Source organism: Tropicimonas omnivorans (assembly GCF_031846565.1).
Taxonomy (GTDB): Bacteria; Pseudomonadota; Alphaproteobacteria; order Rhodobacterales; family Rhodobacteraceae; genus Tropicimonas_B; species Tropicimonas_B omnivorans.
The window spans coordinates 538,414-553,017 of the sequence record NZ_JAVRHL010000003.1 but is presented as its reverse complement, the minus strand read 5'-3'; the positions used below and the strand labels follow the sequence as shown (position 1 = coordinate 553,017).

General features: G+C 67.6%; 11 protein-coding genes. 6 read left to right on the top strand and 5 right to left on the bottom strand.

The genetic code is table 11. The features are described from left to right. The first annotated feature begins 8 nt into the window (after positions 1–8). The 3 genes from glmU to pepN all read left to right on the top strand — a co-directional run bounded on the left by glmU (position 9) and on the right by pepN (position 6,054). Positions 9–1,358, top strand: coding sequence for a bifunctional UDP-N-acetylglucosamine diphosphorylase/glucosamine-1-phosphate N-acetyltransferase GlmU (glmU, locus tag RM543_RS13205; protein ID WP_311692388.1), 1,350 nt, complete (start codon positions 9–11; stop codon positions 1,356–1,358). Positions 1,359–1,360: 2 nt separating this feature from the next. Beyond that, positions 1,361–3,178, top strand: a complete 1,818-nt coding sequence (gene glmS, locus RM543_RS13200) for a glutamine--fructose-6-phosphate transaminase (isomerizing) (RefSeq protein WP_311692386.1) — start codon at positions 1,361–1,363, stop codon at positions 3,176–3,178. Between the two features lie 257 nt (positions 3,179–3,435). Next, a complete protein-coding gene (gene pepN, locus RM543_RS13195) occupies positions 3,436–6,054 on the top strand; it encodes an aminopeptidase N (RefSeq protein ID WP_311692385.1) in 2,619 nt (872 codons plus the stop codon). Between the two features lie 79 nt (positions 6,055–6,133). Here the strand turns inward: pepN and RM543_RS13190 are convergent, their stop codons facing one another. Both RM543_RS13190 and RM543_RS13185 read right to left on the bottom strand, forming a co-directional pair. Further along, entirely contained in the window at positions 6,134–7,825 is a 1,692-nt protein-coding gene (locus RM543_RS13190) for a chloride channel protein (RefSeq protein WP_432280460.1), read from the bottom strand. A gap of 292 nt (positions 7,826–8,117) precedes the next feature. Beyond that, positions 8,118–8,282, bottom strand: a complete 165-nt coding sequence (locus RM543_RS13185; protein ID WP_311692384.1) for a DUF1328 family protein — start codon at positions 8,280–8,282, stop codon at positions 8,118–8,120. Between the two features lie 192 nt (positions 8,283–8,474). Here RM543_RS13185 and RM543_RS13180 point away from each other — a divergent pair, with 192 nt between their 5' ends. Then, entirely contained in the window at positions 8,475–8,906 is a 432-nt protein-coding gene (locus RM543_RS13180; RefSeq protein ID WP_311692382.1) for a CBS domain-containing protein, read from the top strand. Positions 8,907–8,932: 26 nt separating this feature from the next. Then, positions 8,933–9,649 (top strand): substrate-binding domain-containing protein, encoded by a 717-nt coding sequence (locus RM543_RS13175; protein WP_311692380.1) that lies wholly within the window; start codon positions 8,933–8,935, stop codon positions 9,647–9,649. Positions 9,650–9,752: 103 nt separating this feature from the next. Here the strand turns inward: RM543_RS13175 and RM543_RS13170 are convergent, their stop codons facing one another. After that, positions 9,753–11,966: an NADP-dependent isocitrate dehydrogenase gene (locus RM543_RS13170; protein ID WP_311692378.1), complete on the bottom strand. Its 2,214-nt coding sequence runs from the start codon at positions 11,964–11,966 to the stop codon at positions 9,753–9,755. Positions 11,967–12,181: 215 nt separating this feature from the next. Here RM543_RS13170 and RM543_RS13165 point away from each other — a divergent pair, with 215 nt between their 5' ends. Next, positions 12,182–12,916: an alpha/beta fold hydrolase gene (locus RM543_RS13165; protein WP_311692376.1), complete on the top strand. Its 735-nt coding sequence runs from the start codon at positions 12,182–12,184 to the stop codon at positions 12,914–12,916. Here the strand turns inward: RM543_RS13165 and RM543_RS13160 are convergent. Both RM543_RS13160 and RM543_RS13155 read right to left on the bottom strand, forming a co-directional pair. Further along, positions 12,913–13,584 (bottom strand): amino acid ABC transporter permease, encoded by a 672-nt coding sequence (locus RM543_RS13160; RefSeq protein ID WP_311692374.1) that lies wholly within the window; start codon positions 13,582–13,584, stop codon positions 12,913–12,915. The genes RM543_RS13165 and RM543_RS13160 overlap by 4 nt on opposite strands. A gap of 84 nt (positions 13,585–13,668) precedes the next feature. Beyond that, the gene (locus tag RM543_RS13155; RefSeq protein ID WP_311692372.1) at positions 13,669–14,475 is read right to left on the bottom strand and encodes an ABC transporter substrate-binding protein; all 807 of its coding nucleotides are present in this window, start codon (positions 14,473–14,475) and stop codon (positions 13,669–13,671) included. Positions 14,476–14,604: the final 129 nt, after the last annotated feature.

The window sequence follows — 14,604 nt, the reverse complement described above, 5'->3', positions numbered from 1 at the left end:
GCGAGGCAATGCCCACGAACGTTATCATCCTGGCCGCGGGCCAGGGCACGCGAATGCAGTCCGATCTTCCGAAGGTCCTGCACGAGGTCGCAGGCGCTCCTCTTCTCGCCCATGCCATGTCCGCCGCGGAGACACTGTCCCCCGAGGCCTGCACGATCGTCGCAGGGCACGGCGCGGAGGCGGTGGAAGCCGTTGCCCGGCAGATGGACGAAACCGTCCGCATCGCGATCCAGGAGGAGCGGCTCGGCACCGGCCATGCCGTGCGGCAGGCGCTGCCCGAGGGCACCGCGATGGAGGGAGACACGCTCGTCCTCTACGGCGACACCCCCTTCATCCGGGCCGCCACGCTGGAGCGGATGCTGGAGGCCCGCCGGGCCGGCGCCGCGGTCGTGGTGCTCGGCTTCCATGCCGCCGATCCCGGCCGCTACGGCCGCCTCGTGGTGGAGGAGGGCCGGCTCGAGCGCATCGTGGAATACAAGGAGGCAAGCGAGGCGGAGCGCGCCATCGATTTCTGCAATTCCGGCGTGATCTGCGCTGACAGCGCCCTCCTTCCCGGCCTTCTTGCCGAGATCGGTAACGACAATGCCGCCGGCGAATACTACCTGACCGATATCGTGGCCCATGCCCGCGCCCGCGGGCTCGACGTCGCCGCCGTCTCCTGCGACGAGGCGGAGACGCTGGGCATCAATTCCCGCGCCGATCTGGCCCGCGCGGAAGCGGCGTTCCAGGCCGCCGCCCGCGCCGCGTCCCTCGAGCTCGGCGTGACGCTCCAGGCTCCGGAAACGGTCCATTTCTCCCTCGACACGGTGATCGGACGGGATGTCCTGATCGAGCCGAACGTGGTGTTCGGCCCCGGCGTCACGGTGGAGACGGGCGCCCGCATCCGCGCCTTCTCCCATCTCGAAGGCTGCCACGTCTCCCGCGGCGCCATCGTCGGCCCCTACGCCCGCCTCCGCCCCGGCGCGGAGCTCGCCGAGGACGTGCGGGTCGGCAACTTCGTCGAGATCAAGAACGCCACCATCGACGAGGGCGCGAAGGTCAACCACCTCAGCTATGTCGGCGATGCCTCCGTCGGGGCGGGCGCGAATATCGGCGCGGGTACAGTCACCTGCAACTATGACGGCGTCATGAAGCACCGCACCGAGATCGGGGCCGGAGCCTTCATCGGATCGAGCACCATGCTCGTGGCGCCGGTGAGCGTGGGCGCCGAGGCGATGACGGGCTCGGGCTCCGTCATCACCGAGGACGTGCCCTCGGGCGCGCTTGCCATTGGCCGTGCGCGCCAGACGAACAAGCCCAACCTCGCCCGCCGCCTGATGGCGCGACTGAAGGCGCAGAAAGCGAAGAGGACTCACTGAAGATGTGCGGTATCGTCGGCGTTCTTGGCTCCCACGAAGCCTCTCCCATTCTTGTCGAAGCCCTGAAACGGCTCGAGTATCGCGGCTACGACAGCGCCGGCATCGCCACGGTGAACGGCGGCACGCTCGACCGGCGACGGGCTGTCGGCAAGCTCGTCAACCTCTCTGATCTGCTGGTCCACGAGCCGCTGCCCGGCAAGTCCGGCATCGGCCATACCCGCTGGGCCACCCATGGCGCCCCCACCGTGGTCAACGCGCATCCGCACAAGGCGGGGCCGGTCGCTGTCGTCCATAACGGCATCATCGAGAACTTCCGGCAGCTTCGAGCCGAGCTGGCGGAGCTCGGCCTCGGCACCGAGAGCGACACGGACACCGAGACCGTCGCGCTCCTCGTCCAGCACCACCTGAGGGCCGGTCTCTCTCCCCAGGGCGCGGCGGAGGCGACGCTCGGCCGCCTCGAGGGGGCTTTCGCGCTCTGCCTTCTCTTCGAGGGGGAGGAGGATCTGCTGATCGCCGCCCGCCGCGGCTCTCCGCTCGCAATCGGTCATGGCGAGGGGGAGATGTTCGTGGGCTCGGACGCCATCGCGCTGGCGCCGATGACGAACCGGATCACCTATCTCGAGGATGGCGACTGGGCCGTCCTCACCCGCCATTCCGCCCAGATCATGGATGCAGAGGGCCATGCGGTCGAGCGCCCGGTCAAGACGGTGAACATCGACCTCGCCCGCATCGAAAAGGGTGGTCATCGCCACTTCATGGCCAAGGAGATCGCCGAGCAGCCCTCTGTCATCGGCGACACGATACGCCACTACGCCGGGACCCGGGAGATCGTCCTGCCGGAGCCGGGGCTCGACTTCTCGCAGTACGATCGCGTCCTTCTCGTCGCCTGCGGCACGGCGAACTACGCCTGCTTCGTCGCGAAGTACTGGTTCGAGCGGATCGCCGGTCTTCCGGCCGAGGTCGATATCGCCTCCGAATTCAGATACCGCGAGCCGCCGATCCCGGCGCGGACGCTGGCGATCTTCGTCTCCCAGTCGGGCGAGACGGCGGACACGCTGGCCGCCCTGCGCTACTGCGAGGGCCGCGTCGACCGGATCGCCTCCGTGGTCAACGTGGCCGAAAGCTCGATCGCCCGCGGGTCGGACATCGTCCTGCCGATCTTCGCAGGCGCCGAGATCGGCGTCGCCTCCACCAAGGCCTTCACCTGCCAGCTCACGGTCCTGCACATGCTGGCCCTCAAGGCCGGCTCCGACCGGGGGGTCCTGAGCGGGACGGAGATGGAGACGCGCCTCGGCCTGCTGTCCAGCCTGCCGGGCCTCGTGAACCATGCCGTCGGGGAGAGCGCCGAGGTCGAGCGCATCGCGCGCGAGGTCGCAGAGGTTGAGGACGCGCTCTTCCTAGGGCGCGGTGCGATGTACCCGCTGGCCCTGGAAGGTGCACTGAAACTTAAGGAGATCAGCTACATACACGCCGAAGGTTATGCGAGCGGCGAGCTGAAACACGGTCCCATCGCGCTGATCGACCAGACCGTTCCAGTCGTCGTCCTGGCGCCGTCCGACGAGCTCTTCGACAAGTCGGTGTCCAACATGCAGGAGGTCATGGCCCGCGGCGGCCGGATCCTCCTGATCACCGATCCCGCGGGCGCCAGGAAAGCCGGCGACGGCTGCTGGCGCGTCCTGACCCTCCCCGAGATCGCCGCTGACCTCGCTCCGATCCTCTACGCGATCCCGGTGCAGCTCCTCGCCTACCACGCCGCCGTCGCCAAGGGCACGGATGTCGATCAGCCGCGGAACCTCGCCAAGTCGGTGACGGTGGAGTGATATGGAAAACAGGTCATGCCAGAGGTTTGCAGGCCGAACTTCATCGGGCGGGGGCGCTGAGGTGAGCTGATTGCACGCCGAACGCGAACGAGGTGAGGCGCGCGAATATCCGATTCTTCCGTTTATAGATCGACCACTTGCGTGCTTATCCTAAAGCACACCCCTCAACTCCCTCCCGTCACCGTCCCGACGCTCCCGTTGCACCTGCCCTCCGATGGTCTACGCTCATGCACCGATCATTTGAGGGAGCCTTCGGCATGAAAGACCACGCGCCGCGAACCAGCGACAGGACCGTCCGGCTGGAGGAGTACACTCCCTTCCCGTGGATCGTCGGCGACGTCTCCCTTACCTTTCGGCTGCATCCGACGGCCACGAGGGTTCTCAGCCGGATCACGTTCGCGAACGATCCGGCGGCGCCCTCGGGGCCGTTCTTCCTTCACGGGGAGAAGCTGAACCTGATCGAGGCGAGGATCGACGGCGTCCCCGTCTCGCCTGACATCACCGCCGAGGGCCTGACCTGCGACGTTCCGGATACGCCCTTCGTCTTCGAGGCGGAGGTGGAGATCGATCCGTCCGGGAATACCGCGCTCGACGGGCTCTACATGTCGGGCGGCATGTACTGCACCCAGTGCGAGGCGGAGGGCTTTCGCAAGATCACCTTCTACCCGGACCGGCCCGACGTGATGGCCCCCTTCAACGTGCGCATCGAAGGGCCCGAGGACAAGCCGCTTCCGGTCATGCTGTCGAACGGCAATCCGGGCGCGCAGGAGGGCAACAGCGCCGAATGGCACGACCCTTGGCCGAAGCCGTCCTACCTCTTCGCACTCGTCGCGGGCGACCTCGTGGCGAAGTCTGGCACCTTCACCACGGCCTCGGGGATGCCCGTCGCGCTCAACGTCTACGTCCGGCCGGGCGACGAGGATCGCTGCGACTATGCCCTCGACGCGCTCATTCGGTCCATGCGCTGGGACGAACGGGAATACGGGCGGGAATACGACCTGAGCGTCTTCAGCATCGTCGCAGTGGACGATTTCAACATGGGCGCGATGGAGAACAAGGGGCTGAACATCTTCAACTCGAAGTATGTCCTGGCCAGCCCCGACACCGCGACGGATGTCGACTTCGAGATGATCGAGGGCATCGTCGCCCACGAGTACTTCCACAACTGGACGGGCAATCGCGTGACCTGCCGGGACTGGTTCCAGCTCTGCCTCAAGGAGGGCCTGACGGTCTTCCGCGACCAGCAGTTCTCGGGGGACATGCGCTCCGAGCCGGTCAAGCGGATCGATGACGTGCTTGCCTTGCGCGCACGGCAGTTCCGGGAGGACAATGGCCCCCTCGCGCATCCGGTGCGGCCCGAAAGCTATATCGAGATCAATAACTTCTACACCGCAACGGTGTACGAGAAGGGCGCGGAGGTGATCGGGATGCTGCGCCGGCTCGTCGGCGCGGAGGCCTACCGGGCGGCCCTCGATCTCTATTTCGAGCGCCATGACGGGCAGGCCTGCACCATCGAGGACTGGCTGGCGGTGTTCGAGGACGCGACCGGGCGGGACCTGTCGCAGTTCAAGCTCTGGTATTCGCAGGCCGGAACGCCCCGCGTCGAGGTGTCCGAAGATTGGGACGAGGAGGCCGGCCGGCTTGCCCTGACCTTCCGCCAGCATACCCCTCCCACGCCCGGCCAGCCGGACAAGGCCCCCCTCGTCATCCCCGTTGCGCTGGGGCTTCTGGATGCGGCCGGGCACGAGATCATGGCGACCGAGGTCGTGGAACTGACCGAGGCGGAGCAGACGGTGGAGATCGGCCTCGGCACGGGGGGTGCGGACCTCGAAGCGAAGGCGTCGCGCGTGCCCGGCCGCCCCGTTCCGTCGATCCTGCGCGGCTTCTCGGCCCCGGTGATCCTGCAGCGGCAGACCAGCGCGGAGGAGCGCGCCTTCCTTCTCGCTCATGACACCGATCCGTTCAACAAGTGGGAGGCCGGACGCGCCCTCGCCCGCGACGTCCTCGTCCGGATGGTCACGGACGGCGCCGAGCCCGGCCAGCAGTACCTGTCCGCTCTCCAGATGGTCGCGAAGGACGATACGCTCGACCCCGCCTTCCGCGCCCTCGCCCTCTCCCTGCCGAGCCAGGACGACCTTGCGCAGGCGATCCACGACGGCGGCGCGACCCCCGACCCCACGGCGATCTGGGCGGCCCTGAGGCGCCTTGCCGAAGAGATCGGCGGAACGCTGGAGCCGGTCCTGTCGGAGCTCTACGACGAGATGCGCGTCCCCGGTCCCTATACGCCCGATGCACAGAGCGCGGGCTCGCGGGCGCTGCGCGGCGCGGCGCTGGCGTACCTCTCGCGGGTGGATGGCGGGTCGCGCGCGGCGGCGCAGTTCGCCGAGGCCGGGAACATGACCGAGCGGCTCGGCGCCCTCGGCGCGCTTCTGAGGATCGGCAAGGGCGAGGAGGAGCTTGCCGCCTTCCGCCGCCGCTGGGAGGGAGACCGGCTCGTCATGGACAAGTGGTTCGCGCTCCAGGCCGCCTCCGCCTCGCCCGCCGAGGCCCACGACGTGGCCCAGAGGCTGACCGGCGATCCCGCCTTCGACTGGACCAACCCCAACCGCTTCCGGTCCGTGATCGGAGCGCTGGCGGGCAACCCCGCCGCCTTCCACGAGCCGGAGGGGCGGATCTACCGCCTCGTGACCGACTGGCTCATCCGGCTCGATCCCTTGAACCCGCAGACCGCCGCCCGCCTGACCACCAGCTTCGAGACCTGGAAGCGCTTCGACGCCGACCGGCAGGGCATGATCCGGGAAAACCTCGAGCGCCTCTCAGCCGTAGAGGGCCTCAGCCGCGATACATCCGAGATGGTGGGGCGTATCCTGGCGTAGGATTGGGGGATCAAGTGGGCGCCGGGCGTCAGGCGCCCGGCTAAGCGATCATGCGCAGCGTCACAGAGGCCCGGCCGTCTCAGGTGTGCTCCTCGCGGATGCGTTCGGCGATGGCGCGGTTGTGGGCGCGTACCGCGTCGAGATGAAAGATCGCGCCGAGAAGCTCGGGGGGGCCGGACTCCTTGCTTTGCGCCACGACGGGCACGAAGGCGTGGCCGGCCTCGTCGAAGATCTCCATCGCGTCGGTCAGCTTGTGGGAGGGGGACAGCGTCACGCCCTCCTCCATCAGCGCACGACAGGCGGCCTCCGGCGCGGCGCGCGGACTGTCCATCGACCGCATGACGACTCCTACGGATTGCAGGTCGAGAAGGTAATCGGACCCCGCCGCGAGCCGCACCCCCCGCTGCGCGAGCTGGGTGAGGAAGAACGAATGGTCCACGAGGCGTGTGGAGACCGCGACGGCCAGCGAGACGGAGACCATGACCGCGATGCCCGCCTGCCAGTCCCCCGTCAGCTCGAAGACGATGAGCGTGGTCGAGATCGGCGCGCCGAGAACGGCGGCGGCAACGGCCCCCATTCCGGCCAGAGCATAGAGCGTCGCGGCGCCGGAGACCTCCGGAAAGACCTCTGTGGCTATGGCGCCGAAGGCGAGGCCGGTCAGGGCGCCCACCATCAGGGAGGGGGAGAACATTCCGCCGCCCATCCGCCCGCCCATGGTCACCGCCACGGCAACCACCTTGATCGCCGCCATGGCGATGGCCTCGAAGAGCGGGATGCGGCCCGTGAGTGCGGCGGAGGTGGTTTCGTAGCCGACGCCGATGATATGCGGAAACCAGATCGCGATGGCGCCGAGGACCGCGCCCGAGAGCATCGGTCGCACCGTCTGCGCGAGCTTCGTGCGCGAGGTGTAGCGATCCCCGAGCCTGGTCGTGAAGAAGACGGCCTTCATCAGGACCACCGAGACGACGCCGCAGACGAGGCCCAGCATCAGAAAGGCCGGCAACTCGACGTAGAACGCCAGTGCCGTCTGTTCGGTCAGCTCGAATTCGGTCACGTCGCCGAACCAGAGCCGCGCGACCACCGTGCCAGCGACAGAGGCGATGACGATGGGCGCGAAAGCATGGACCGCGAAATGCCTCAGCACCACCTCCATGGCGAAGATGGCGCCGGCGATCGGCGCGTTGAAGCTGGCCGAGACGGCCGCGGCGACGGAGCAGCCCAGCAGGTCCCGCCCGGTGATCCCGTCGGCATTGATGCGGCGGGAGACCCAGGCGGAGATCTGGCCGGCGAGATGCACCACCGGACCTTCGCGGCCGGTCGAGCCGCCGGTCGAGAGGGTCACGAGGGAGGCCAGCGTCGAGGCATAGCCCGCCCGCTGCTCCAGTCGCCCCTTGTGAAGCGCCGCGCCCTCGATCACGTCCGCCACGGACCGCACACGGCCATCCGGGGTCATCCGCGACAGGATCAGTCCGACGACCAGTCCGCCGAGGACCGGAATGATGAAGATGACGTACCACGGCAGAGTGCGGGCGAAACTGTGCAGGGTGCGGATGTCGTCGGTGCCGTAGAACAGCGCCTGCGCTCCGGAAATGGCCGCCCGGAAGGCGACCGCGCCGAGGCCAGAGGCGATACCGAGCGCGAGGGCGATGAACCAGAACTGCGCCTGGCTCGGACCGCGGGACAGAAGGACCCGCCAGGCATGGACCACCGCGCCCGTTGCCGCCTGACGCCGCCGTGCCGTAGCGACCGAATTGCCCCTGGTCCCCGTCACGATTGCCTCCGGCGAGCGTTTCCCCCTGGATCACAGGGGCATGTCCCGAGACGCCCGCCTGCCCCTGAGAGGTCCCGAAAAGCGGCCCCATCCCGACAAGGGGCCTGGGACCTGACGAACAGGACGTCCGTTCCCATGCCGATCGACGGGCGCGCGTCCCGCTCTGGGCCGAGTTCTAGGCGATCGCCACGGGCGGTCCAAGTCCGATCTGGCTCCGCGCGGGGGCGGCGCGCGAGGGACGCTCGGGCCCTGCAACCCTGAGATGACTGGACAAGGGACGGCTCGCCGGTTACTACTTACTCATCATCTGGGCTGCGAGCGTGAGCACGCAGAGCAAGGCGAACACGGTCGAAAGAATCCTGGCGATGCCCTCCGTGGCTTCGCCGGACGCTCCTGAGTAGCCGAATATGGCGCAGATGACCGCCAGACATAAGAAGACGAGCGCCCAGAAGCGCATGATGGATACCTCGGCCTGCGACGCTGCAGCCCGCTCCTTGTAATAGGTTCTGGACCAACAGGCCCGCGCAGTCGATGTTCCTGATTAACGCAGACGGGCGTTCTTCAGCCGGTCAATCGGTTTCGTATTGACACGATGCCGCACCCTGCGGTCCCCTGATCGATACGACATGATTATCGAGGAGGAGACGTCATGCTGGTATCGCAGATCCTTGCGTCGAAGGGGGATGGCGTCGTCACGATCGCACCGGGGGCGAGTGTGGCCGAGGCCGCCCGGCTTCTGTCAGACAAGCGCATCGGCTCCGTCGTCGTCTCAGCGGACAGCGACCACGTGGCCGGCATCCTCTCCGAGCGGGATATCGTGCGGGAAATCGGACAGCGCGGGCCCTCCTGCCTCGACGACAAGGTCGAGGCGATGATGACGGAGAACATCCAGACCTGCGCCCGCTCGGACACGGCCGAGAGCGTGCTACTGCGCATGAGCGAGGGACGGTTCCGCCACATGCCCGTGGTCGAGGAGGGGCACATGGTCGGCATGATCACCCAAGGGGACGTGGTGAAGGCCCGCCTGACCGAGGTCGCGATGGAGAAGGATGCCCTGGAAGGCATGATCATGGGGCATTGAGCGCGCTCCCGGGGGATGGGCGGCCGGTGAGCCGCCCGCTCAGGATCGTGACCTCGGGCGCGCAGGCCGCCCCCATCGAAGCACTGCTTCCGTCATATGAATGCGAAGTGGAGATCGCCTTCGGCTCCTCGCTCGGGGACGCACACGATTCCATTCCGACGCGGCTGAAGGCCGGTGAGCGGTTCGACCTCTATTTTCTCGCCGCCTCCGCCCATGCCCGCTACGCCGCGGAGGGGCATTTTGCCGGCGATTTCGTACCACTGGTGGCATCGAGGATCGGCGCCGCGGTGAGGCAGGGGGAGCCGGTCCCCGACATCTCCACCGCCCCGGCGCTGAGACGCGCCCTCCTTGCGGCAGGATCCGTCGCGCATGCGGCCAGCGCCAGCGGGATCTACCTCTCGGGCGAGGTCTTCCCTGCCCTCGGGATTGCGGACGAGATGGCGAAGACGGCCCGGACGATCTACTCCGAACGCGTCGGGCGGGTCGTTGCGCGGGGCGAGGCGGATCTGGGCTTCCAGCAGATGAGCGAACTCATTCCCATCCCCGGCATCTCCATCGCCGGTCCCCTCCCGCCGGATTTCGACCGCACCTTCGTCTTCGGCGCGGGCTTCGGCCTTGATGGAGAGATGCGCGCGGCGGCGGCGGCGTTCCTGGCGTTCCTGAGAACGGGCGCGGCGGCCTCCGTCTTCGCCGAGGCAGGTCTGGATCCGGTCAGCGAGGAGCGGCCGCACGGGGCCGGATGAAAGGTGCCCCGCTCGCGGCCATGACCGCCGGGACCCGATCCGCATGAAAAAAGGCGGCGGAGCCCCTGCCCCGCCGCCTTTCATTTGCAACGCTCCGGCTGGTTCAGCCGATGATGCTGTTCAGCGTCTCCGAGGGGCGCATGATCGATGCGACCTTCTCGGGGTCGGTGTTGTAGTAGCCGCCCAGATCGACCGCGGCGCCACGGTTCGCGCGCAGCTCCTCGATGATCTTGTCCCCGTTCTCTTCCAGCGCGGCGGCGATGGGAGTGAAGTGCTCGGCAAGCTCCGCGTCATTGTCCTGCCCGGCGAGGGCCTTCGCCCAGTAGAGCGCGAAGTAGTAGTGGCTGTCGCGGTTGTCCGGCTGGCCGGCCTTGCGGCCCGGGGAGCGGCCGTGGTCCAGGATGCCCTGCGTCGCCGTCTCGACGGCGCGGCCGAGCAGGCGGGCCTTCTCGTTGCCGTTCTTGTCGCCGAGGAACTTCAGGCTCTCCCCGAGCGCGCAGAACTCGCCGAGGGAATCCCAGCGCAGGTGGTTCTCTTCCTGCAGCTGCTGGACGTGCTTGGGCGCGGAGCCGCCCGCGCCCGTCTCGAACATGCAGCCGCCGTTCATCAGCTTCACGATAGAGAGCATCTTGGCCGACGTGCCGAGCTCGAGGATCGGGAAGAGGTCGGTCAGGTAGTCCCTCAGCACGTTGCCCGAGACCGCGATGGAGGTCTCACCCTTGCGGATCGTCTCCAGCGTGGCGCGGGTCGCCTCGCGCGGGGCGAGGATCTTGAAGTTGCCCGCGACGCCCTCGGCCTCGAGGATCGGCTTCACGAAGTCGATCAGCTGCTTATCGTGGGCGCGCTCGGCGTCGAGCCAGAAGATCGCCTCGCAGCCCTCGGCCTTCTGACGGTCGATGGCGAGCTGCACCCAATCCTCGATCGCGGCCTTGCGCGCGGAGGCGGAGCGCCAGATGTCGCCGGCCTCGACCCGGTGCTCGTGCAGGACCTCGCCCGAGGCGAGCTTCATGCGCACCGTGCCGGCCTTCGGAATCTCGAAGGTGGTCGGGTGGGAGCCATACTCCTCCGCCTTCTGCGCCATCAGGCCGACGTTCTGGACGGTGCCCGACTTGGTGGGATCGAGAGCCCCGGTTTCCTTGAAGTAGCGGATCGCCTCGTCATAGACCGGCGCGTAGGAATTGTCCGGGATGACGCAGTTGACGTCCGCCGGCTCACCGTCGGGCCCCCAGCCCTTGCCGCCAGCGCGAATCACGGCGGGCATCGAGGCGTCGATGATGACGTCGGAGGGAACGTGCAGGTTCGTGATGCCGCGGTCCGAGTTGACCATGTAGAGCGGCGGACGCTCCTTCATGACACGCTCGATCTCGGCCTCGATCTCCGCCTTCTGCGGCATGTCGGCCAGACGGGCCATCAGATCGCCGAGGCCGGCATTGGGGGAGATCCCGGCGGCCTTCATCTCGTCGCCGTACTTTTCGAAGACGGGCTTGAGGAATTCGCGCACCGCGTGGCCGAAGAGGATGGGGTCGGAGACCTTCATCATCGTGGCCTTGAGGTGGAGGGAGAACAGGATGCCCTCCTCCTTCGTCTTCTCGATCTGCTCGGCGAGGAACGCGTCCAGCGCGGAAGCGGACATGTAGGTCGCGTCGACCACGGTGCCGGCCGGGAACTCGACCTCCTTCAGCACGGTGACGGATCCGTCCTCGGCCTGGTGCTCGATCGAGACGCGGCCACCCTGGGACTCGGTCAGCGTCAGCGAGGTCTCGTTGGAGTAGAAATCACCCGAGGACATCGCGGAGACATGGGTCTTGCTGTCCGAGGACCAGTCTCCCATCGAATGGGGATTGGCCATGGCGTAGTTCTTCACGGCGACGGCGGCGCGGCGGTCCGAGTTGCCCTCGCGCAGGACGGGGTTCACCGCGGAGCCCTTCACCGCGTCATAGCGGGCGCGGGCATCCTTTTCCTCGTCGGTCTGCGGCTCCTCGGGATAGTCCGGAAGATCGAAGCCCTGGCCCTGCAATTCGCGGATCGCGGCGACGAGCTGCGGCACCGAGGCGGAGATGTTGGGCAGCTTGATGACGTTGGCGTCGGGGTTCTTCACCCAGTCGCCAAGGGCCTTCAGATCGTCCGGGCGATCCTCTTTTACGCGCTCGGGAAAGAGCGCGAGGATGCGGCCCGCGAGCGAGATGTCCTTGAGGCCGACCGAGACGCCGGCGGCAGTGGCGAAGCTGCGGATGATGGGCAGAAGCGAGGCGGAGGCGAGCTCCGGCGCTTCGTCCACCTTGGTATACACGACATCGGGGAATTTCTGGTCGGCCATTCGGATCGTCCTCCTTAACTTGCCCCGTGCTTTACTGGACCGGCGCGCGAAGGTCCACTAAAGGGACGGCCCACGCCCGGGCGTCGCGATGGGCCGCCGGCGGCGGTGTCCTGCCCCACCGCGCAGGGCGGCGCGGGAACCACGGGCGCCGCGCAGCCGTTGCGGACGGCCCGGCGCGAGGCGGTGGGCGAAATTGTTCAAGGGAGAGTGCCGACATGCGCCCCATCGAGATCGAGCACGACGGACTGATCCTGCGCGGGACGCGATATGCGGGGGCCGGGCGCGGCACCGTCCTTCTCGCCCACGGCTTCGGCGGCGACAGGATCGGGCCGGGGCGGCTCCTCGTGGAGTTCGCCCGCGCCCTGGCGCAGGAAGGCCTCGACGTTCTCGCCTTCGACCGGGCAGGACATGGGGAAAGCGACGGCGCCTTTTTCGACATCTCGGTGCCGGACGAGATCGGGCAGCTCTCCGCCATGGCGGATCTCGCGGGCGGCCCCGTCCATCTTGCGGGGCATTCCCTCGGCGGGATGGAACTGGCCACGCTGGCGGGCCGGCGTCCCGGCACGGTTCGCAGCGTAACGCTCTGGGCGCCCGCGGCCGCCAGTGTCGACGATATCGCCAGCGGCGCGATCATGGGCAAACCGATCGATCCGCTCCGCCGCGGGGAGGCCTTCGACTTCGCCGGGCAGGCGCTCGGTCCTGCGTTCCTTGAGGGAATGACCGGGTACGATGCGTTTGAGGGGCTCGCCGCCTATGACGGCCCGGTGCACCTCCACCACGGCCGGCACGACGAGGTCGTCGATCCGCGCTATTCAGAGCGATACGCCGAAATCTGGCCGCAGGCCACGCTCTCGACCTATGACGGCACGGACCACGGCTGGAGCAACCTGGACGCCCGTCGCCGTCTCATCGAGACCAGCGTGGCGCAGATCGCGGCGGCCGCGTCCTAGCGACGGGAGCGGTTGTAGCGCTGCTCCAGCCAGCCCGTGAGACGGACCATCGGCCAGAGAAAGGCGATGTAGATGAGGGCCGCGAGGAGGAGCGGCGTGGGGTTGGCGAAGAGCGCCTGCGCGTCGGTCGCCTGTTTCAGCAGATCCTCCATCGCCACCACCGAGGCGAGCGACGTGTCCTTCATGATGGACACCCAGTAGGAGGCAAGCGGCGGGATCATCATGCGCAGCGCCTGCGGCAGGATCACCTTCCGCATCGTCACGCTGAAGCGCAGACCGAGGGCGGAGCAGGCCTCGAACTGGCCCTTCGGCACCGCTTCGATCCCCGCCCGGACGACCTCCGCCGTATAGGCGGCGAGGACCAGCGACAGGGCGATGGTCGCGGCAACGAAGGACGAGAAGGTGAGGCCGGCGAACGGCAGCGCGTAATAGACGAGGATCAGCACGACGAGGACCGGGATCGCCCGGAGGACGTCGATGTAGAACGTCGCGAGCAGCCGGAACGGCTTCGGCGTGTAGAGCCGCACGAGACAGATCAGGACCCCGAGGATGCCGCCGCAGATCGTCGCGGCGCCACCGAGGAGGAGCGTGTTCACCACCCCCCGCATCAGGATCGGGAACGCTCGGCGCATCACGTCAAGATTGAAGAAGATCTCGAAGACGTCCATCCGCGCCTCTTTCGTTGTCTTGTAGCGTCAAGGAAGCGAGGTCCGGGGGGCCGCGAACCGCCCCCCCGGACCCGGCGGGCCGGATCAGTCGGCCGAGGTCGGGATCGGCAGCGGCGTGACCGTGAGGCTGTCCTCGGCGGGCGCGACGCCGAACCATTTCTCGTAGAGTTCGGCCATGGTGCCGTCGGTCTTCATCTCGGAGAGCGCCTCGTTGGCGGCTTCGAGCTTGTCCGAGCCCTGCGGCATCATGATGGCGAACTTGTCGCCCGTCGGAATCTCGAGCGCGACGTCGAGACCGGGCATGTTGCCCTGCGCGAAGGCATAGCGAAGGCCGACAATGTCGTTCACCGCCGCCTCGATCCGGCCGCTGCGCAGATCCGTCAGCAGGTTCGCCGTGCTGTCGTAGCTGGAATAGGAGGCGTAACCGATCTCGTCCTCGCGCTCCTGCAGCCAGGCCTCCGGGAAGGAGGTGGCGATGGAGCCGAGGCGTTTGCCGGCGAGATCCTCGATCGTCGAGATGCCGGCGCCGTCCCTTGTCCCGACGCCGAGTGCGCCCGAGAAGTAGGGCTGCGTGAAGGCCTGCGATTCCAGCCGTTCCTCGGTGATGGTCAGGGAGGAGATCACCGCGTCCACCCGGCCGGAGGCGCTGGCGACGAAGAGGGCGCGGAAGTCGAGCCCGGTGATCTCGGTCTCATCGCCCATCCGGGCGGCGATCTCGTTGATGATATCGACTTCGAAGCCCTCGAACTCGCCCGCTTCGTTCTTGAACTCCCACGGCGGGTTCGCCGGGTAGGAGCCGACGCGGAGCGTATCGGCGGAGGCTGCGCCCGAGGTGGCGGCGCCGGTGAGCGCCAGCGTGGCGCCGAGGATGAAACGTCGTGTGATGGTCATGGCTGTTGGACTCCCTGCAGGAAATCGGATGCGGTCTTGTATGGTACCGCTTGATCCATGATCATATGGCTCGCATGAGGTCGATGCATGTTCAACTGTTTTGTTCATGTTTAAAACATCAGCCTTGCG

Bases quoted from the DNA above. Each gene is read 5' to 3' on its own strand.
- glmU (WP_311692388.1), top strand. From the start codon at position 9: ATGCCCACGAACGTTATCATCCTGGCCGCGGGCCAGGGCACGCGAATG.
- RM543_RS13165 (WP_311692376.1), top strand. From the start codon at position 12,182: ATGCGCCCCATCGAGATCGAGCACGACGGACTGATCCTGCGCGGGACG.
- RM543_RS13160 (WP_311692374.1), bottom strand. From the start codon at position 13,584: ATGGACGTCTTCGAGATCTTCTTCAATCTTGACGTGATGCGCCGAGCG.
- RM543_RS13170 (WP_311692378.1), bottom strand. From the start codon at position 11,966: ATGGCCGACCAGAAATTCCCCGATGTCGTGTATACCAAGGTGGACGAA.
- pepN (WP_311692385.1), top strand. From the start codon at position 3,436: ATGAAAGACCACGCGCCGCGAACCAGCGACAGGACCGTCCGGCTGGAG.
- glmS (WP_311692386.1), top strand. From the start codon at position 1,361: ATGTGCGGTATCGTCGGCGTTCTTGGCTCCCACGAAGCCTCTCCCATT.
- RM543_RS13180 (WP_311692382.1), top strand. From the start codon at position 8,475: ATGCTGGTATCGCAGATCCTTGCGTCGAAGGGGGATGGCGTCGTCACG.
- RM543_RS13155 (WP_311692372.1), bottom strand. From the start codon at position 14,475: ATGACCATCACACGACGTTTCATCCTCGGCGCCACGCTGGCGCTCACC.
- RM543_RS13185 (WP_311692384.1), bottom strand. From the start codon at position 8,282: ATGCGCTTCTGGGCGCTCGTCTTCTTATGTCTGGCGGTCATCTGCGCC.